Source organism: Aquirufa sp. OSTEICH-129A, from assembly GCF_054558355.1.
This window is the reverse complement of the sequence record NZ_JBPXKC010000002.1, coordinates 117,001-137,979: the sequence shown is the minus strand read 5'-3', so window position 1 is coordinate 137,979 and position 20,979 is coordinate 117,001. Positions and strand designations below refer to the sequence as shown.

The following is a 20,979-nucleotide window of genomic DNA, read 5'->3' as shown; positions in this document are numbered from 1 at the left end:
ATCAACATCAAAAAAGATTTCGATTAACGAACGCTTCATGGCTAGGATTAGGCCATTTGTGGAGATTATTTATTTTTCTTCTTTGAGGGCAAAGGATTAAAAATGTGGTTTTGTGAAAGCTTATCTAGTTATTTAATTGGCAATTGTCTTTCCTTTCTGTTAAATTCCCCCTTTCATATCCATCAAAATGTTATTTGATCTAAACGCATTTAAACCAAGTTTGAAATATCCCATACTTATTCTGGTGATACTTTTTTCCACTACGATGAGTTTGGCGCAATTAACTCAGCGCCAAAAGGATTCCTTGGCAGCTTGTCATGTGCCTATGCCCTCTAAAAAGGGAATAGTGAAAGTTCAAATGATTCAAAAAAAAGAGGTAAAGCCATCTGCATGGTTGGGGATGAAGAAAATTCCTGCTGGAATATTTGAAATGGGAGCCCACGATGAAAAAGGTCGAAGCGATGAATATCCTGTTCATCGAGTTTCAGTCAAAGCATTTTGGATGGATGAAACAGAAGTAACGAACGCTCAATTTGCCGCTTTTGTCGCTGCCACAGGTTATGTCACTACTGCCGAAAAAGCTGTTTCATGGGAGGAATTAAAAAAGCAAGTGCCAGCAGGGACACCCAGGCCACCTGATTCATTATTAGCTCCAAGTTCTTTGGTATTTGTACCCACGACTGGTCCAGTAAATTTGGCGGATTACAGTCAATGGTGGCAATTTGTTCGGGGTGCCGATTGGAGACATCCAGCGGGACCACATTCATCCATTGAAGGAAAGGAGAATCACCCTGTGGTGCAGGTTTCCTGGGATGATGCCCAAGCCTATGCCCGATGGGCAGGGAAACGCCTGCCTACAGAAGCTGAGTGGGAATGGGCTGCTCGTGGCGGTCTTCAACGCATGGAGTTTCCTTGGGGTTCTGAGCCGGTAGAATCTGGGCCATTTAAAGCCAACACCTGGCAAGGGAAATTTCCTTACAAAGATGAAGCTAAAGATGGTTACCAACATACCACAGCTCCTGTGAAGCAATTTGCTCCCAATGGTTTTGGTTTATACGATGTAGCTGGAAATGTCTGGGAATGGTGTTTTGACAATTACCGTCATGATTATTATGCCGCATTAAAAAAGAAGGGAAGCTTGGCACAAAATCCCAAAGGACCATTGAATAGTTATGATCCTGATGAACCAGGTATTCCCAAAAAAGTAATGAGAGGAGGGTCCTTTTTATGTAATGATTCCTATTGTGCTTCTTATCGCAGTTCTGCCCGCATGAAATCCAGCCCCGATTCAGGACTTATGCACACGGGCTTTCGCTGCGTAAAAGATATTCCATAGATTTTAATAGGCTATCGTCTTTGGAATTATACTTATCAGGCTTAACATCAAATATTGGAAAAGGAAAAGATAGAGGGTGCTTAATAATAGGTTTTTCATTAGGTGGATTGTATTAAGTGATACATGATATTCCCGTATTTCAGAATTTCTGGTTCTCCATCTATAAATACTTGGTGGTGAAAATGAATGGGAGCTTATTATACTGGGCTAGCCATTTTTCACTTTATTCTTGACGGAACTGGACACAAAAAAACCAGGACAAATCTAGATTCATCCTGGTTGAAGAGTTAAAAGCTGTTAAGCATTAACAAATTTTAAAAATTGATTATTAGTTGATTAGCGTATATTTTGACTATCAGTTGGCACCTTTAACACGGCCTTTTTCATCATCTAAACCCGTATTTCTGTTGCGTGCTCCTTTAACCTGCGAGTTACCAAAGCGATAAGTGAAATTGAATCGAACTACGCGCGTATCATTTCTATTTTTGACCGTTATATCTATATCACTATACTTAATGGTAGCCATAGGGTTTTGAGTATATAGAAGATCACTTGCATTAATACGGATGGTTCCTTTTTTATTCAAAACTGATTTTTGAATACCTATGTTTAATGAACCTCCTGGGCCAAAATTAAATGCTTGCTCCAATCCACCTGAGAAGTATTGTCCTCCTAACTCTAATTTAATATCATTCTTTAAGCTAAATGTGTGGTTGGTATTGATGTAAAACATATTCCCAATAGGATTAATTTGGGCTTGATCTACTTTGCCAGATAATTCATTGCGATTAAGTTGAATATCTGTATTGCTGGTCCACCATTTGGTTACTGGGATTGGTAAGGAGAAGCTTACACTATAAGATGTTCTTTGAGCCAAATTCGCAGATGTCTGGTATGTCTTTCGAGCTTCAGTATCTTGTCTTAATAATTGTGTAATGACATCATCCGTATGGCTATATCCCAAGGTGGTATTGAATGCTCCTTTGAATGTATGCGTTAATTCAAATGAATTGGTTAATTGTGGCATCAACATTGGATTTCCCACTTGGTAAGTATAATTGTCAAGAAAGAATACGAATGGATTTAAGTCAGAATATCCAGGGCGATTAATTCTACGGCTATAATTTAAACCCAAGGTGTGATCTTTGCTGGCTTCGTATTGGACAAAAGCACTTGGAAACAATTGTTTGTAATCGCGGTGGAAAGAAGAATCAGGTGCCGTATTTCCATAAGCCATGGATTTTCCATCAGCTATTGTCCATTCTCCTCTCAAACCAATTTGATAGCTCCATTTGCCTAATTTACGTTCTGTATTTAGATACAATGCATGGATTTGTTCTTCGTACATAAAGCGGTTACTTTGCTTGTTAAGAAAGGTATAATCAACATGACTGGCTGTTTTACCTCTAAACTGAAGGTCATTATCTGTTTTTACATAACTGGATTTTAGCCCCATTCCCCACTTGCTGGTTTTGCTGATGGGTAATACATAATCTGATTTGAATGAGTATTGATCAATATTAGAAAATGCACCTGTACGCAGAAGGGAATCATTTTTGATTTTTTTAAACTCAGAACCATACCACTGTGTCAAGTAATCATTCTGGTTTTTATCTACATAACGGGCATAATCCAAATCGATGGTTAATTCTTTGCCAGTACTATCAAACGTATGCTTGAAGTTGATGTTATTGGCAAAATTATGAAAGGGATTATCCATCGTATTGTAAGTATCTAATCTACTCATGACGGCATTCGTTGTCAGATTTCGTTGAATGGATTGATTTAATCCATTGTTTAAGCTAGTCTGATTTAAACCTCCAGAAAATAGTATACCAAGTGTCGTTTTTTTGTTGACTGTCCAGTCTGCACCTACCTTCATGGAAGTATATGTTCCTTTGAAAGGGAAATCGGTTGTAGAGTTCCAGACTTCATTTTGTGCTCGGAAATAACGGGTGATATTGTTTTGCTGCAAATTATTACGGCCAAAATACGAGGCATTCCCAAAGATATTCCAACCTTTATTTCGGTAGTTTAAGTTTAGACCGGCACTTGAACGAGTATAAACACCTTGACCAATGGTCCCATTTACCGACCCATTCATACCCATATTCACATTTTTTTTCATTTTGATATTGATAATTCCCGCCGTTCCGGCAGCATCATATTTAGATGAAGGATTGGTCATTATCTCTAATTGGGAAATTTGATCCGCTGAAAGGTTACGTAAAAAATTACTTAAGTCATTTCCAGATAAATAGGATATTTTACCGTCGATCATCACCTTAACACCCTGCTTACCTCTTAAGCTGATATTTCCGTCTTTGTCAACAATTACTCCAGGCGAGCGTTCTAAAACTTCCATGGCTGAATTTCCTGCGGCCATCACAGAGTTTTCTACATTGACCACGGTCTTGTCTAATTGTCTTTCTATGAAGGGTTTGGTGGCTTTCACCACAACTTCATTTAGTTGCGTTGAAATTGGTTCTAAGGTGATAACTCCTAAATCCAATTGGGTATTGGCATTTACTTCTCCTATTTTTTTGGAAAAAGCTTTGTAACCCGTGAATTGGATTTTTAGCGTGAAATTGCCTTGTGGAAGTGCAGAAACTTTCAATTCACCATTTTCATCGGTGATGAATCCTTTTACTAAGGTAGAGTCACTTGCTTTTCTTAATAGGACTGAGGCAAATGGAACAGGCTGGTTTTTTTCATCTCGGATTTTTGCTGAAAGTCCGTTGTCAGCAAAGGCAATGAGGGGGGCAATGATGCTTAAAAAGCTTGATAAAATAAAAGTTTTCATTAGGCGGATTGAATTATTTTTTAGTTGTTAACAGAGAACGAGTCGTAGATGCATGCAAGTTTAAAAGGGTTGCATGTCTCTCTTTGACAATGCAAAACTAAATCCGGTACTTTGTTATACATAGTACTATATGACAAACAATAAAATGAGTTGGATGAATGGTTAATAGAAAGGGCAAATTGAAAAATGCCTGCCTTACTATTCAGAAATTGAATATCAATAATTTGGACAATAGAAATGAATTCTCATTCGTTTGACCTGTAAATGGGCTAAAAAAAACAACGCTGTCAAGGTTCCAAACCTTGACAGCGTTGTTCAAAACACCTTAAAATTGTTGAATTTATTGCGGTCTCACGCGGAATACCATACCTGGATTTTCAACGCCCACATACAAATATCCATCCACACCCATTTTTACATTGCGCATACGGCCTAGATTAACAAGTACTTTTTCTTGCGATACGACTTTGTTATTTTTTACTACCACCCGATTCATGTAATTGAAACGTAATGATCCGATCATCAAATTCCCTTTCCAAGCTGGGTATTTATCACTATCTACAAAGGCTAAACCTGAAGGAGCAATGGATGGAAGATAATAGGTAATAGGTTGTTCCATGCCTTCTTTCTTTGAAATGTTGGTTATTGGTTTGCCATCATAATTGATACCGTAAGAGATGGTTGGCCAGCCATAATTTTTACCGGCTTGAATAATATTGATTTCATCACCACCACGAGGACCATGTTCTGTTTCCCAAATGGCTCCAGTATATGGATTCAAGGTCAAACCTTGTGGATTTCTTTGTCCATACGAATAAATGCTATGGTGAAATTTATCCTTATCTTTTCCTACAAATGGATTGTCTTTTGGAATACTTCCATCATCATTCAAACGATGAATTTTTCCATTATCATTGTCTGTTTCTTGAGGGAATACTTTTTCCATACCACGTTCTCCGACACTAAAGAATAAATATCCTTTTTTGTCAAAGGCGATTCGTGAACCAAAGTGATGGAAAGTTTTGGTATAGGGTAGGGATTCAAAAATATCTTGAGATTCAACCCATTCGTTATTCTTGATTTTTCCTCTCACAATTCCAGTGGCAGTCAATATTTGTCCACCCTCTGTTTTGAATTTAGAATAGGACATATAAATCCATCCATTGGAAGCATAGTTAGGATGTAAAACCACATCCAATAAACCTCCCTGTCCTTTGGCCATAACCGCAGGAGTACCTTTTATAGCTGTTTTATGCTTTTGCTGATCTACCAAATACAAAGTTCCGGCACGGTCTGTTACCAAATAATCTTTGTTAGGTAATTGGGCAAATCCCCAAGGGCTTTCCAAGCCGGTAACGATGGTATCCAAAACCACCGTCATACCTTCTGATTTGAATACATTGGAGCTAGGCTTAGTTGCAAATTTATATTGATCTACACTGGCTAATTTTTCAGTAATTAAATCAGCTAAATTTTCAATTTCTTTAGCGCTTAGTGCAGCTTTCCAAGATGGCATGCCTAAATCAGCATAGCCATTGGTGATGGAAGCAATTAATTCGGGTTTACTTTTTCCATGTTTCCAATTGCGGTCTACGAAAGCATCTACTTTTTCACCATGGCAACTGGAGCAATATTGGGTATAGGTTTTTTCTGTGGATTCGTCCACCAATGCCTTTTTGGGTGCATTGGTTAAGGACATGATGCTGGTGGAGGCCACCGCAATTACGCCTAAAATACAGAGTCTTTTATACATATTGGTAAGATTTAAGGGTCTATGGGTATTTGAATTACAGCACTAAGCTAAAAATAATTTGTCGAAATTTTATCTAGGTCTATCGGCATAAAAAAGTGGAACATTTCTATATTTTTTTTACATTAGATTTTTAAACCTATTAAACCATGAAAAAGTTTCTCCTGATTTGCCTTGGGCTAATCACTTGGGGGGCATCTGGTCAAGATTCTTCCTCCACTTGGAACATCATCACATCCCAGCAACCTGCTCAAAAAAGGCATGAAAGCTCCATGGTGGAATGCGACGGGAAATTTTATGCCCTAGGAGGTAGAGGGAAAAGACCTATTGAAGAATTTGATCCAAAAACATCCAATTGGACGGTTTTAGCTGATGCTCCTATGGAATTTCATCATTTTCAAGCCATATCTTTTAAGCATGAAATTTATGTAATAGGTGCTTTAACGGGCAATTACCCACATGAAAAACCTATTCCTCAATTCTTAATATTCAATCCAAAAACAAAAACCTGGAGAGAAGGCGCTACTATTCCTGCAGATCGTTTGAGAGGATCTGTGGGTGTATTTACTCGGGGTAATAAAATTTATTTGGTTGCGGGCATTATTGACGGGCATTATGATGGACATGTCAAGTGGTTTGATGAATATGATACCCAAACAAATACTTGGAAAATATTACCTGATGCCCCTAGGGCAAGGGATCATTTCCAAGCCGTGATGGTGGGTAAAGATAAAGCTTATGTAGCTGGAGGCAGAACTTCTCATGCGAAGATTGGTAAAGTCTTGGATTTGTGCATGAAAGAAGTGGATGTCTTTGATTTTAAAAGTAATCAATGGTCAACCTTGGCGGAAGGTCTTCCTACTTTACGAGCGGGAACCTCTTCGATTGCCCATGGTCCATACCTGGTGGTCATGAATGGAGAAAGTGTGAAGCAAGTACCTGCCCACTCCGAAGTGGAGGTTTTGGATACCCGTACAGGAACCTGGTCTAGTTTACCTAATTTAATACAAGGAAGGCATGGAACAGGGGTTGTCTATTGGAAAGGAAAAATATATGTAGTGGCTGGCAGCGCTAACCGAGGTGGTGGACCAGAACTCAATGAAATGGAATGTTTATCATGGAAATAAAAATTGAATGAATGAAAATCACCATGAAAATTAACTCCCTACGTTCTATATTATTTTTGGCTGCTTTGGGTATTTTAGCCTATACCAGTTGGAGATGTACCAGTGCCCAAGCAGATGATACGGCCATGCCCGATGTAGTTGACTACAACTACCATATCAGACCTATTTTATCTGATCGATGCTTCAAATGCCATGGGCCAGATGCCAACAAACGAGAAGCCAACCTTAGATTAGATACTCCTGAGGGAGCTTATGCTGCCTTCAAGGATAATGCCAAAGCGCATGCTATCGTTCCTGGGAATCCGGATGCATCGGAATTAATGGCAAGAATCACAGCCAAGGATACCTCTCTGCGTATGCCCCCTATGAAATCCAATTTGACTTTAAGTCCACATGAAATAGAATTACTGGAAAAGTGGATTGAACAAGGGGCAAAATACAAACCTCACTGGGCCTTTATTGCCCCTAAATCTCCTGAAATACCTGAGGCTGATGCCGCATGGGCTCGGAATCCCATCGATCATTTTACCTATGCTAAAATGAAAGAAAAAGGGCTAAGTCCCAATGAGGAGGCCGATAAAGAGCGACTTTTAAAGCGAGTTTGTTTTGATTTGACTGGATTACCTCCCAGCTTGAAAATGCAAGACCATTTCTTAAAAGATACAAGTCCCCAGGCTTATGAAAAAATAGTGGATGAATTGTTGGCCAATAAGCATTACGGTGAAAAAATGGCCACTTACTGGTTAGACGTTGCCAGATATGCGGATTCACATGGCTATCAAGACGATGGCTTAAGAACCATGTGGCCTTGGCGGGATTGGGTCATTCATGCGTTTAATTCGAATTATTCCTATTCCAAATTCTTAACTTGGCAGCTGGCTGGTGATCTGATTCCTCATGCCACCAAAGAAATGATTTTAGCCACAGGTTTTAATCGTAATCATAAAATCACCCAAGAGGGTGGGGTTATAGATGAAGAATATCGCGTGGAATATGTCAATGACCGGACCAGTACTTTTGGGAAAGCATTTTTGGCGCTCACCTTTGAATGTTCTAAATGCCATGATCATAAATATGATCCTATTTCTCAAAAGGACTATTATAGTACCTATGCATTTTTTAACCAAGTTCCAGAAAAAGGTCTTTTTGGAACCATTGATGCCTCTTTTGCCGATCCTCCCAATATCAAAATTACAAGCCAAGAGGTTGCTTCTATTTTGAAATTTATCAATAAAAGGGATACAGCAGCAGTAGAAGTCATGGTGATGAAGGATTCAAGTAACTGGCGACCTACCTATGTGCTGAACCGGGGAAATTACGATGCTCATGGTGAGCCAGTAGGTGTAGGAATACCCAAAAGCATTTTACCTTTTTCTCCTCAAAAATATGGCAAAAACCGTTTAGGATTAGCCAAATGGTTGATAGATGATCAAAATCCGCTTACAGCCCGTGTATTTGTTAACCGGGTATGGTTTCAGTTTTTTGGTCGGGGAATTGTAAAAACACTGGGCGACTTTGGTATGCAAGGAGAATTACCTACCCATCCTGAATTATTGGATTGGTTGGCAGTTGATTTTAAGTCGCACCACTGGAATATCAAACGTTTGGTGAAGCAAATTGTGACATCAGCTACCTACCGTCAATCTTCGACCATTAAATCGGAACATTTGAAAGTAGATCCTGATAATGTTTATTTATCGCATGCTCCCCGCTTGCGCATACCGGCAGAAAATGTGCGGGATCATGTCTTGGCAAGTGCAGATATATTGAATACCGAAATTGGTGGGCCAAGTATCAAACCTTATCAACCGAAAGGGATTTGGGAAGTGGCATCTTCTGGACGTGGTTCTTTGATGACGTATGTACAAGATCATAAGCAAGACTTATACCGTAGAGGTATGTATGTGTTCATCAAACGTACGGTTCCTCCTCCATCCATGTTGATTTTTGATGCCAGTAACCGGGATCAATGCGAAGTTCAGCGAGGTAGAACAAATACCCCATTACAGGCTTTGGTCATGATGAATGACCCACATGTATCTGAAAGCGCTCGGGTATTGGCAGAGAATATGGCTAAACTGAAATTACCTGTGGATGAGGTTTTAAGTCAGGTTTTTCGAAAAATAGTTTGTCGAACCCCTCAAGCTAAAGAATTAGCTATTTTGAAAAAGTATTTAGAGGCTGAGCAGGTCGAATTTCAACAGAAGCCTAAAAAAATCAATCAATTAATGAAGATTGGAGAATATCAAAAAAATCAAGCATTGGCTAATCCATTTACTGCGGCGTTGATGCAAACGATTCAGATGATTTATAATATGGAAGAAACATTAATGCGGGTTTAAACCTTTTCAGCTATGGAAAATGAGTTTTTTAAGAATAGACTGAATATCACCAGAAGGCATTTCTTTGGAAAGGCGGCGGCGGGTATAGGCGGCTTAGCCTTAGGTTCTTTATTAATTCCCAAGATTTGGAAAGGTGATGGAACAGATCCATCCAGCAGTCCATTGGGAATTGCCCAATACGCTCCAAAGGCCAAAAGGATTATTTATTTATGTCAAAATGGAGCGCCTTCCCAGTATGAAACCTTTGATTATAAACCCTTATTGAATAAAATGATGGGGCAGGATTTACCTGAATCCATCCGAGGGGGGCAGCGTTTAACAGGAATGACAGCCAGTCAAACCAAGTTTCCCTTGATGGGCTCCTATTATAATTTTAGGCAGCATGGACAGTCAGGGGCATACATTAGTGATTTGTTACCCAACATTGCCAAAATAGCGGATGATATTTGTATCGTTCGAACGATGAATACTGATGCCATTAACCATGATCCGGCCTTGACTTTTTTACAAACAGGTGCTCAAGTTGGGAATAGACCAAGCATGGGTGCTTGGATGAGTTATGGTTTAGGTAGTGAGAACAAAAATCTTCCTGCATTTTGCGTGTTATTATCGCGCGGTAGAGGAAATGGGCAAGGGGTTTATTCTAAATTATGGACGAATGGATTCTTAGACTCGACCCATCAAGGGGTCGTGTTTAGTTCTAGCGAAGACCCTATTTTATACCTCAATGACGCCGAAGGAATTGACAAAAAAGACCGTCGGAGAATGTTAGATCATTTAGCGGAATTAAATCAATTAGGATTTGATGAAAGTGGAGATCCCGAAATTCAGGCCAAAGTGCAGCAGTATGAAATGGCCTATCGAATGCAAACGGCTGTACCAGAATTGACGGACTTATCTAAGGAGCCTGATCATATCATAAAAATGTATGGTCCTGAATGCCTAGTACCAGGCACCTATGCGGCCAATGCTTTATTGGCTAGAAAATTATCTGAATCAGGAGTTCGTTTTGTTCAATTATACCATCAGGGTTGGGATTCCCATGGAAATCTTCCCAATGAAATGGCCATGCAAGCCCAAGATGTAGATCGTGCGTCGGCAGCATTGATTACGGATTTAAAGCAAAGAGGATTGTTGGATGAGACCTTAGTGATCTGGGGTGGGGAGTTTGGTCGAACCAATTATTGCCAAGGAAACTTTACGCCCGATAATTATGGCCGAGATCACCATCCAAGGGCTTACAGTATTTTTATGGCAGGTGGAGGCACGAAGCCGGGTACCGTTTATGGTGAAACAGATGAATTTGGATACAATGTGGCTAAAGACCCTGTGAATATTCATGATTTTCATGCCACAGTTTTACACCTCATGGGGATCAACCATGAGCAATTAACCTATAAACATTTGGGAAGAAGATACCGATTAACCGACGTTTCGGGTAATGTTATCCCTGGACTTTTGGCATAAATGGGATGAATAAAGAACAATTATCTTCTTGGTACAGTGTATTGTTGAGTGGCTTAATCTTTCTACATGCCTTATTGATTTTTCTTCTTTTTTGGCAAGATCAAGTGAATTTACCTTGGGCCTTTCAAGCCACAGGTCGCCTTCATCCATTGATTCTACATTTACCTATTGGCATGGGCGTTTTATTACCCTTTGTTCATCTTTTACGAAGACCATTAGGTGAGCATGCCTTTTACCTTTCGTTCCGTTTTGTGCTTTACCTTACCGCTTTTGGATCGGCACTTACTGCCTTATTCGGTTTCTTTTTGTCGCAAGAGCCCGGCTTTGATCCTACGCTTTTGGTCTTTCATCAATGGGCTGGTTTAGCCGTATCTTGGTTTTATTTGTTACAACTGGTGCTTTTTGACCGATTATTGCTTACTGCTTCACAGGCACTAATAGCATCAATTACAGGAGTCCTTTTGTTGAGTTTAGCTGGTCATGGTGGGGCAAATATTACCCATGGGGAGAATTACTTGACGGAATTATGGCAAGAAGAAAGTGAGCTAAAAGCTCCCACTGGTGATTCTCCATTATTTGAATCGGCCATTCAGCCTATTTTTGAGAAAAAATGTGTCTCTTGCCATAATGACCAAAAAACCAAGGGTCAATTGAATATGAGCTCAGTAGCTAAGTTACTACAAGGCGGAAAGCATGGCGACTTTTTGAAAGCGGGCGATGTTAGCAACAGCTTATTTTTAAAACGAGCCCATTTACCCTTAGACAATAAGGAACATATGCCGCCCAAAGGTAAAAGCCAGCTAAGCGCCGATGAGATATTGCTGTTGGAAGCTTGGGTAAAAGATGGAGCCTCTTTAGATAAAAAAATCAAGGCCTATGCACCGGCATCGCAAGTGGCTACATTGGTTTCTAAACTTTTTGCTCGACCTTCCACTTTGGAAATACCGAAAAGAGCATATCCATTTTCGGCGGCTAGTGATGCTGACATCCAAGCAGTCAATACTCCATTTTGTTCCGTTTATCCTATTTCCAGTGACGCACCTGCTCTGCAAGCTGATTTTTATGTAGCCAAACGATTTGAGCTAAAAAGCTTAGAGAACTTATCCAAAGTTTCGGATCAATTGCTTGGAATCAATTTGGCAAAAATGCCTGTAAAAGATGAAAATTTGAGTATTCTGTCTCAATTTGTCAATCTGGAAAAACTGAATTTGAATTTTACAGAAATCCTAGGAGCTAATTTGAAAGCCTTATTAGCCAATAAGAAATTGGTTTCTTTATCCTTATCGGGGACTAAAATTACCACTAGTCAATTGCAACCTTTGATTAGCCAATTACCTCAGTTGAAAGAGGTATTTCTTTGGAACACCCCAATACCATTGGAGCAAATCGAAAGCTGGAAAAAGACCTATCCTAAAATTCATTGGGAGGAGGGCTTTGTGCCTACCGGGGAAAAATTGATGATTAATCCTCCTATTTTGGTCAATGAAAATTTCTTTTTGGGACCACAAGACAAGGTGAATTTTAAACATACCATTAAAGGGACAAGCATTCATTATACCCTAGACAAAGAACAAGAACCAGATTCCTTGGGTACCTTAGTTACCCTTGGACCTATTGATATTCCAGCATTTACTGTGGTAAAAGTTTTGGCTACTAAACCAGGATGGTTGGCGAGTAAGGTGGTAAAAAACACCTTTTATAAGTATCGCTTTGTGCCGGATTCTGTTTATTTGTTTACTCAGCCCGAACCTAAATGGCAAGCGAAAGGAGCTAGTACACTGAAGGATTTGATTCAAGGAAAGCGGGATATTCGTGGAATAGCTAATGATACTTGGATAGGGTTTCAAAAGCAAGATGCGGATGCCTTATTTGAATTTAAACAAGCTAAGGCTGTTAAGGGAGTAACTGTTAGTTATTTGCGCAAGCAAGATTCCAATATTTTCCCACCCCTTGAAATAGAATTATGGGCGGGTAATTCACCGAAAACCTTAAAGAAATTAGCAACTGCTAAGCCAGAGCAACCCGAAGAGAATGGAGGATATTCGCCACAAGCTATCAATATTCCTTTACCTTCGGGAAATTATACGCATTTCCGAATACTGGCTAAACGTATTAAAAGATTTCCAGCCTATGTGAAAGACAAAACCAATCCAGCCATTATAAAAATGGATGAGGTCTTGTTTTATTAATAGGCATTATAAGCTAAACCTATGACTAACCGAAGAAAATTTGTACAATCTTTAGGCCTGATGACCAGTGCCTTTTCAGCCTCTAGTTTATTTCAGCAGGCTCATGCGGCCGACTTCAAACAAATGTTAGATTCCAAGCAGCATTTGTCGCCCGCTCAAATTGCCGAAGATGAAGATTTTTGGGCATTTGTACAGCAAGGATATACCACGAGCCCTAATATCATTAACTTAAATAATGGAGGTGTAAGTCCTAGTCCTAGGATTGTTCAAGAAGCGGTGGAACGCTACAATAAGTTATCCAATGAGGGTCCTTCCTATTTTATGTGGCGGGTATTAGATCAAGGAAGAGAACCCTTGAGGGATAAATTAGCTGAATTGGCAGGTTGTGACCGGGAGGAAATTGCCATCAATCGAAATGCAACAGAAGCCCTAAATACGGTCATTTTTGGATTGGATTTTAAAGCCGGAGATGAGATTATAGGTACCAAGCAAGATTATCCTAATATGATAAATGCCTGGCGACAAAGAGCCCAGCGAGATGGAATTGTGTACACGCAGTTGAGTTTTGATTTTCCCATAGAGAATGATGCTCAAATTGTGGATGCTTTTGAAAAGGCCATTACACCCAAGACTAAATTGTTGCATGTCACCCACCTCATCAACTGGGTTGGACAAATCATGCCAGTAGCCAAAATATGTGCTATGGCAAAAAAGCATGGTATCGAAGTGTTGGTCGATGGCGCCCATACCTTTGGACTATTGGACTTTAAGATTCCTGATTTGGGATGTGATTATTTTGGGACTTCATTACATAAGTTTTTATCTGCTCCCATAGGCTCAGGCATGCTTTGGATTAAGAAAGATAAAATTGAAAAAGTATGGCCTTTGGTATGCAATGATAAACCGCGAGGTACAGACATCCGTAAGTTTGAAACCTTGGGAACCCGAAGCTTTCCGATTGAACAGGGAATAGGAGAGGCCATTAATTTCCATAATGCGATAGGTTCTAAAAGAAAGGAAGAGCGCATTCGATTCCTTAAAAATTATTGGACTAGCCAGGTAAAAGATGTTCCCGGTGTCAAAATTCATACTTCTTTTAAGGCGGCATATTCTTGTGCTATTGCTGGGGTAAGTATTGATGGAATGACCATTCCTGAACTGGATAGTGCCTTATTTACGAAATATAAAATACATACAGTGGGAATTGTGTGGGAGAATATTTCTTGCGTTCGTGTGACTCCTCATGTCTATACCCGTTTAAAAGACTTAGACAAAATGGTGCATGCTATCAAAGAACTAGCTGCACAAGCAAAAGCCAAGAAATTATAATTAATATAGCTAGAATTGATTCTTTTATGATTCATGCTAATCCATAGAAATAAATTTTTGATATCTAAACCTCATTAAATGACTACTTTACCCAATTTGGATCAAAACAGTTTGAGTGCTAATCGCCTCTATTCACTCGATGCCTTACGCGGTTTCGACATGTTTTGGATCATGGGAGCTGATGAAATATTTCATACCATGTTCAAGGCTACTGATTCTCCTATTTGGGGATTCTTTGCGCATCAATTCTCGCATCCTTCTTGGCATGGATTCCGCTTTTACGATTTAATTTTCCCTCTTTTCTTATTTATGGCAGGTGTAGCCACTCCATTTTCCTTAGGTAAAGAAATAGAGAAAGGGAAAAACCGAGAGCAGCTTTTAATTAAAGTTATCAGAAGAGGTATCGTATTGGCTTTACTGGGTGTGGTTTACAACAATGGATTGGAGATTAAGCCATTAGAGGAAATTCGCTTCGGAAGCGTATTAGGCCGTATCGGTTTAGGCTATATGTTTGCCAATATTATTTATTTATATACCAAAAAGCCTAGCATTCAAGCCATCTGGTTTGGTGGTATTTTGGCCTTCTATTACCTCATGTTGAAGTTTAACGCCGCTCCAGGATTCCCTGCCGGAGATTTAAGTCAAGAAGGTAATTTCGCATCTTATTTGGATCGACTGGTCATGCCAGGTAGATTGTACAAAGGGAATCATGATCCTGAAGGCTTAACCTCGACCATTCCGGCTATTTCTACTGGATTATTAGGGATTTTAACAGGTAATTACTTGAAAAATGACCCAAGTAATGGTATTCAAAAGACCAAGCGCATGGCCATGTTTGGAGCATTTTTTATCATATTAGCTTTGATTTGGAATTTGGATTTCCCCATCAATAAAAACCTATGGTCGAGTTCCTTTGTCTTACTAGTGGGGGGGATTAGCTTGTTGTTATTGTCCCTGTTTTATTACATCATTGATGTAAAAGGCTATCAAAAATGGTCTTTTTTCTTCCGAATAATTGGTATGAATTCCATCTTGATTTATATGTCAGGCGTATTTATCAATTGGGAATATAGTACGGATAGTGTATTCCATTGGTTGGGTCAATTGTTGGGGAATCCCTACAATGCCGTTGCCATGGCTATATGTTATACGGGTATCAAATGGTATTTCCTGTATTTTATGTACCAGAAAAAAGTATTTCTTCGGGTGTAAGGAATGTAGAATGTAGAATTAAGAATGTAGAATTAAGAATGTAGAATGTAGAATTAAGAATGTAGAATTAAGAATTAAATGCATATACGTGCAGTTACTGGTAGGTTTTTTAACTGATTTTGGTAACTTGAACTTGATTGAATGAATTTTTTTTTTACCCTCATCCTTTAACATGAAAAAAATTAAAACGAGTATAGGCCAATGGGCATTGGCAACGCTTTCTTTGGGCATTTTAATGTCCAATAAACCTCTAACTAAATCAGTGGCAGAAGAATCTGCAGTCAAAGTACCAGCAGGATTTAAGACCACGATTGTGGGCTCAAATTTGGGTGCTACGCGTCACTTAACTGTAGCTAACAATGGAGATATTTATGCCAAATTATCCAAATTTAAGGATGGTAAAGGGATTGTCCATTTAAGAGATACCAATAAGGACGGCGTGGCGGATGAGACAAATTATTTCGGAGATTTTGTAGGAACGGGTATTCAAATTCAAAATGGTTATTTATATGCTTCTTCAAATTCGGGCGTAAATCGCTTTAAAATGAATGATAAGTTGGAAGTAGTAGATAAGGAGCACTACGAAAATATTGTGAGTGGATTAATCGATAAAGGTCGCGATAATGCCAAACCTTTTGTTTTTGATAAACAGTCCAATATGTATGTGACCATTGGTTCCTGGAACGATGCATGTCGGGTGCCTGGAACTGGTCAAGGCATGGTTCCTTGTACTGTTTTGGATTCAGCTGGCGGTATTTGGAAATTTAAGGCTGATCAATTAGGTCAGAAATTTCAAGATGGGAAACGCTATGTTACCGGATTAAAAAATGCGGTGGGTATCACATGGAATAGTAAAACGAACAGCTTATTTGCTACCTCACATGGCCGTGGATTTTTTCATGATTTTTATCCTCAATACTATACACCCAAGCAAAGTGCTGAAATACCTGCCGAGTGTTTGTATGAGATTCATGAAGGAGACGATGGTGGTTGGCCAATCATCTATTATGATCAATTTCAAAATAAGAAGATTTTAGCACCAGAATACGGTGGAGATGGTAAGAAAACAGCAGGAGAAAAAGCGATTGATCCTAAGGTGGCATTTCCAGCACATCTAGGACCTAATGACGTATTGTTTTACACAGGAAATCAATTTCCTGCCAAATATAAAAACGGTGCATTTGTAGCCTTTCATGGTCAAAACTCGGAATTGAAAAAGGGCTATTTTGTTGCTTTTGTGCCTTTTGTAAATAATAAGCCATCGGGTAAATGGGAAATCTTTGCAGATAATTTTTCAGGTATTGATTTAGCAAAACCAACTGGCCCAGTTCAACATCGTCCATGTGGCTTAGCCCAAGGTCCGGATGGTTCTTTGTATGTAGCGGATGATCTGGGTGGAACCATTTTTAAGATTACTTATAAAAAATAATGAACTTGTTTAAATAAGATCCCAAAAGATGAGATGAGCATTATTGTTCATCTCATTTTTTTAAGCCCCAATGCCATGAAAATCATTCGTTATTTCTTCTTTAGTTTGATTTGCTTATTATTTGTATCGCCATCCATGGCGCAAAATCAAGCGAGCCTCAAGCGATATTTGTATGTAGCTACTCCAGGTATACGGGATTATTTAGGTTATGGGGGACACGGGATTTTGGTGTTTGATGTCAACAACAATCATCGATTTGTCAAACGAATAAAAACCCAAGGATTACATCCCAATGGAAAGCCTTCCAATGTGAAAGGAATTGCAGTGAGCATTCCATTAAATAGCCTGTATGTAAGTACATTGGAATCTTTGCAACGCATTGATTTAAGCACAGAAAAAGTTGTTTGGGAAATCCCCTTTGTGGGAGGATGTGACCGCATGTCGATTTCTCCTGATGGGAAAACCATGTATTTGCCTTCCCTAGAAAAGGATTTCTGGAATGTAGTTAATTGCGAAACAGGGGCAATTATGCAGACTTTAAAAGGATTCAAAAGAGCACATAATACCTTATATGGTTTATCTGGTCAATACGTTTATTTGGCTGATATTGGTAATCCATGGTTATACCAAGTGGATGCCCAAAAGCACAGTTTGGTGCAGAAAATAGGGCCATTCAGCAATTTTGTTCGTCCATTTACCGTCAATGGCAAAGAAAGTTTAGGATTAGTTACCGTAGATAGTTTATTGGGCTTTGAAGTGGGTGATTTAAAAACGGGAAAGAAATTAGCCAGTGTTGTGGTGGAAGGTTGGAATAAAGGACCCGTTCGTCGGCATGGTAATCCTAGTCACGGCATAGCTTTAACTCCCGATGAAAAAGAAATTTGGTTATGCGATGGCTATAATATGCGCTTGCATGTGTTTCAGGGAAAGGCGCCTTATCAGCAGTTGACCAGTATTCCTTTAAAAGATATGCCCGGGTGGATTAGTTTCTCCTTAGATGGGAAATATGCCTACCCCTCTAGCGGGGAGGTTATTGACCCAGTTAGCAGAAAGGTTTTATATCACTTAGAAGACGAAGAGCATAACTATGTATCTAGTGAAAAACTAGTTGAGATTGATTTCCAAGGTTCAAAAGCGGTCCGAGCGAGTGATCAATTTGGAATTGGAAAGGCTCGTTAATTTTGACGAGCCTTTTCGATTAGTTCTTGCGCCTTTTTATCCGCTTCATCTAACAAAGCATCTGCTTTTCTGTCGGCCTCCTTTTTTAGTTTTTCAGCAATCTTCTGAGCAGCTATTTTCATCAATGGATTCTTGGCCTCTTCTACCATTCGGTCAGCATTTGCATAAGCCTCTTGCCTTACTTTTTGTGAGAGAGCCGCAGCTTCTTGTTTGATGGTTTCTGCTTTACTTTTTGCCTCATCTAACTGCTTGTTTATCTGCTGTTTAGCTTCTTGCTTCACTAATTCTTTTGCTTGTGTGCTCACAGTACTAGTTGGATTTCCCTGCGTATTGATGACATTCACCTTAAATTGAGGATTAAGCATGGAACCTCGAACAGTAATTTGCATTTTTAAGGCTTGCTGAATGTTTTCCAAATTTAAGTTGGGATTTAATTTGGCTAATTGTTGATTCAAACTAACCGCTAGGCCTGATTGTAAAGTTTTAGCTGGGATGTCCGTCAGGATATTGTATTCCAAACTTTGGTCTAATCCATTGAAACCAGTTACTTGAAATTTGGTCAAATTGGAATTGATTTCGAATGGTTTGAATTGCAATCTACCTTGACTTATCTTAAAATTTACATGGCTAGGTTTTAATTCCAAATTCTTCAATTGATTCCATTGGGTTAAGCTCACTAATTGGTTGAAGCTGGTCGAGTTTTTTACATTGAAATCAATTAAGTCCATGTTCCCTTCCGCGTTGGTGCTCATCAAATTGGGGGATAAATCACTAGTTAAATCTCCTGAATAGCTAAAGTCTACGTTGACCTTGCCTTGCGCAGCCGCAGCAATAGGAGCAAATTTTTGAACCAAGCTAAAGTATTTATGTGCTTCTTGGATATTTAAATCATGAATATTGAAGGCGAACTTAAGGGATGGGTTTTGATTCTCTTTTTTATTAAAGGTCCCTGTTGATTTCCAGTAGGCCTTAGCCAATTGAAAGGATAAACCATCCATGGAAATAACTTGATCTGCTACTCGAATTTTTCCTTGTGCTTCTGTAATCTGAAGGTCTTTAAAAAGTAATCTATCAATGCTCGATTGAAGAGTAAAATCGATGTTTTTAGGGATCTCGAAAGTGTTACTAGCTTTCGCTGATTTTGCTTGTGTAGAGTTGCCCTTAGGTATCCATGGGTTTAAATCCAGCAAAGGCGAATTTATGGTCAAACTCCCCGTGATTAGGTCATTTTTCAGGAAATACATGACGTAATTTTGTAAACTACCGCTAGCCGAGAATTCGGTATTAGCTACCTTTCCCTCCAGTGAGCTGATAATTAATGCCTTGGGGTTTATAGAGGCAGAAGCAGTCTTGATGCTAATATGCTGTTGCGTTTCGCTTTGGCTATATTGAATTTGATTGGCTTTAAAATAGCCATTGGCTTTTCCTTTAGCTTGCTTAAACGCTTGAACATAGCCATCTAATTGAATATCACTTTGAATGCTACCACTCATTTGAGTATTTTTCTGAGGAATAATTTTTGCAATTTCCCCCAAATTTAGAACCCCTGTGAGGCCTGCTTTGAGGTAGGGATTTGAAATAGGCGTTTTTAAGAGCAAATGGGCCTTTATTGGTTGATTATTTAGCCACACATGAAAGTTTTTTAGGTCTATTACCGTGTGATCAGGTATTCCATCTGGATTATCAACTTGTAAGTCCATTTCCATTTTTTTAACCCCAACAGGAACGTTGGCATAGCTAAATGCACCCTTTGAGATTCGTAAATCCATTCCAAAGCCAGGCATAGAGCTACCATTTATTTTACCTTTGACATAGCCTGATAAGGCAAAATCCCCTGATGCCTGCAGGTTTTTAAATGAGTTTTGGTATAAAACAGGAACAAGAGATAAGAAATCTTTCAAAGGTGATTTTAAGGCATGAAATTTGATGTCCATGTCCATGGTGGTATCGGGCATAGCCACTCTAGCATCAAAATGAATAGGTAATTCATTTAAATACAAGTCATTGTTTTTAAAGGCAAATTCCATGTTAGCGAAATTCATCTCAATAGGAGCTTCTAGTTTGGCTTGTACTTCTGATAGATAGGTTTTACCGAGGAACTCTACACTTAGCTTTTCAACCTGGGTGCTGGTGGTTAAGGTGAAAATTTCCTCTGAAAAATCTCCAGAACCTTCATGATTTAACTGAATTAATTGGCTTGAAAAGCCCCGCATCTCATCCTTATAAAGAATTTTTGAATCAATCAATTGATAATGATTCAAGGAAATACTCATGCTGGGTTCTGATTCTTTTTTAGGAGCTTCCTGTGGACCAGCTTGATAGATATCCCAATTCATTTGACCATTGGGAAGAATGATTAAATTAAACTGAGCTTGTTCAATGATGATATCTTGAATTTCTATTTTTTTATTCAAAATATAAGCCAATGGGGCTATTTGAATGCTAAGTTTGGGTATTTGTGAAAGGGTGTCGTTTTTAAATTCATCTTTACCGATTATGCTGCTGTTTTCCACCTCGATACTTAAGCTAGGGAAATGACTTAATATACTTATGGAGGCATCTTGAAATTGAAAGTTTGCTTTTAGCTTTTCATTGGCTGTTCGCATGATTAGCTCCTTGATATCATTTTTATAGAGCCTAGATATCCCAATGGCGGCTAGCACAAAGAATAAAAAGATTCCCAAAAAGGAATAAAGAATTTTTTTCAACATGGAATGGTTTTTTGAGGCGGTTTATTACAAAAATAAGAACAACAAGTTATTTAATTGGGTAAATCAGGTGGCATAGATTAAATTTACATTTTATTTCTGTGTCCA

The 20,979-nt window shown here is 39.0% G+C and carries 12 protein-coding genes; 9 read left to right on the top strand and 3 right to left on the bottom strand.

All coding sequences use genetic code 11. The features are described 5' to 3' along the window. Positions 1-187 precede the first annotated feature (187 nt). Entirely contained in the window at positions 188-1,336 is a 1,149-nt protein-coding gene (locus SKC36_RS04460) for a formylglycine-generating enzyme family protein (protein ID WP_459464911.1), read from the top strand. Positions 1,337-1,691: 355 nt separating this feature from the next. On the opposite strand, the gene SKC36_RS04455 is transcribed toward SKC36_RS04460, so the two are convergent. Together SKC36_RS04455 and SKC36_RS04450 are read right to left on the bottom strand one after the other, a co-directional pair. Further along, on the bottom strand, positions 1,692-4,139 hold the full coding sequence (locus SKC36_RS04455; protein WP_459464909.1) for a TonB-dependent receptor: 2,448 nt from the start codon (positions 4,137-4,139) through the stop codon (positions 1,692-1,694). A gap of 340 nt (positions 4,140-4,479) precedes the next feature. Then, positions 4,480-5,892 carry a PQQ-dependent sugar dehydrogenase gene (locus SKC36_RS04450; protein ID WP_459464907.1) on the bottom strand — a complete coding sequence of 471 codons (1,413 nt, stop codon included), beginning with the start codon at positions 5,890-5,892 and terminating at the stop codon, positions 4,480-4,482. A 146-nt stretch (positions 5,893-6,038) separates the two neighbouring features. Here SKC36_RS04450 and SKC36_RS04445 point away from each other — a divergent pair, with 146 nt between their 5' ends. The 8 genes from SKC36_RS04445 to SKC36_RS04410 all read left to right on the top strand — a co-directional run bounded on the left by SKC36_RS04445 (position 6,039) and on the right by SKC36_RS04410 (position 18,163). After that, positions 6,039-7,016, top strand: a complete 978-nt coding sequence (locus SKC36_RS04445) for a Kelch repeat-containing protein (protein ID WP_459464905.1) — start codon at positions 6,039-6,041, stop codon at positions 7,014-7,016. An 11-nt stretch (positions 7,017-7,027) separates the two neighbouring features. Continuing rightward, positions 7,028-9,358 (top strand): PSD1 and planctomycete cytochrome C domain-containing protein, encoded by a 2,331-nt coding sequence (locus tag SKC36_RS04440; protein WP_459464903.1) that lies wholly within the window; start codon positions 7,028-7,030, stop codon positions 9,356-9,358. A gap of 12 nt (positions 9,359-9,370) precedes the next feature. After that, on the top strand, positions 9,371-10,825 hold the full coding sequence (locus SKC36_RS04435) for a DUF1501 domain-containing protein (protein ID WP_459454408.1): 1,455 nt from the start codon (positions 9,371-9,373) through the stop codon (positions 10,823-10,825). 5 nt (positions 10,826-10,830) lie between these two features. Continuing rightward, a complete protein-coding gene (locus SKC36_RS04430) occupies positions 10,831-13,014 on the top strand; it encodes a c-type cytochrome domain-containing protein (RefSeq protein ID WP_459464902.1) in 2,184 nt (727 codons plus the stop codon). Positions 13,015-13,035: 21 nt separating this feature from the next. After that, positions 13,036-14,343, top strand: coding sequence for an aminotransferase class V-fold PLP-dependent enzyme (locus tag SKC36_RS04425; protein WP_459454410.1), 1,308 nt, complete (start codon positions 13,036-13,038; stop codon positions 14,341-14,343). 78 nt (positions 14,344-14,421) lie between these two features. After that, positions 14,422-15,555 carry an acyltransferase family protein gene (locus SKC36_RS04420; RefSeq protein ID WP_459464900.1) on the top strand — a complete coding sequence of 378 codons (1,134 nt, stop codon included), beginning with the start codon at positions 14,422-14,424 and terminating at the stop codon, positions 15,553-15,555. A gap of 172 nt (positions 15,556-15,727) precedes the next feature. After that, on the top strand, positions 15,728-16,984 hold the full coding sequence (locus tag SKC36_RS04415; RefSeq protein WP_459464898.1) for a PQQ-dependent sugar dehydrogenase: 1,257 nt from the start codon (positions 15,728-15,730) through the stop codon (positions 16,982-16,984). A gap of 33 nt (positions 16,985-17,017) precedes the next feature. Further along, entirely contained in the window at positions 17,018-18,163 is a 1,146-nt protein-coding gene (locus SKC36_RS04410) for a YncE family protein (protein WP_459464896.1), read from the top strand. Here the strand turns inward: SKC36_RS04410 and SKC36_RS04405 are convergent. Next, positions 18,160-20,874 carry a hypothetical protein gene (locus tag SKC36_RS04405; RefSeq protein ID WP_459464894.1) on the bottom strand — a complete coding sequence of 905 codons (2,715 nt, stop codon included), beginning with the start codon at positions 20,872-20,874 and terminating at the stop codon, positions 18,160-18,162. The two genes, SKC36_RS04410 and SKC36_RS04405, sit on opposite strands and share 4 nt — an antisense overlap. Positions 20,875-20,979 lie beyond the last annotated feature (105 nt).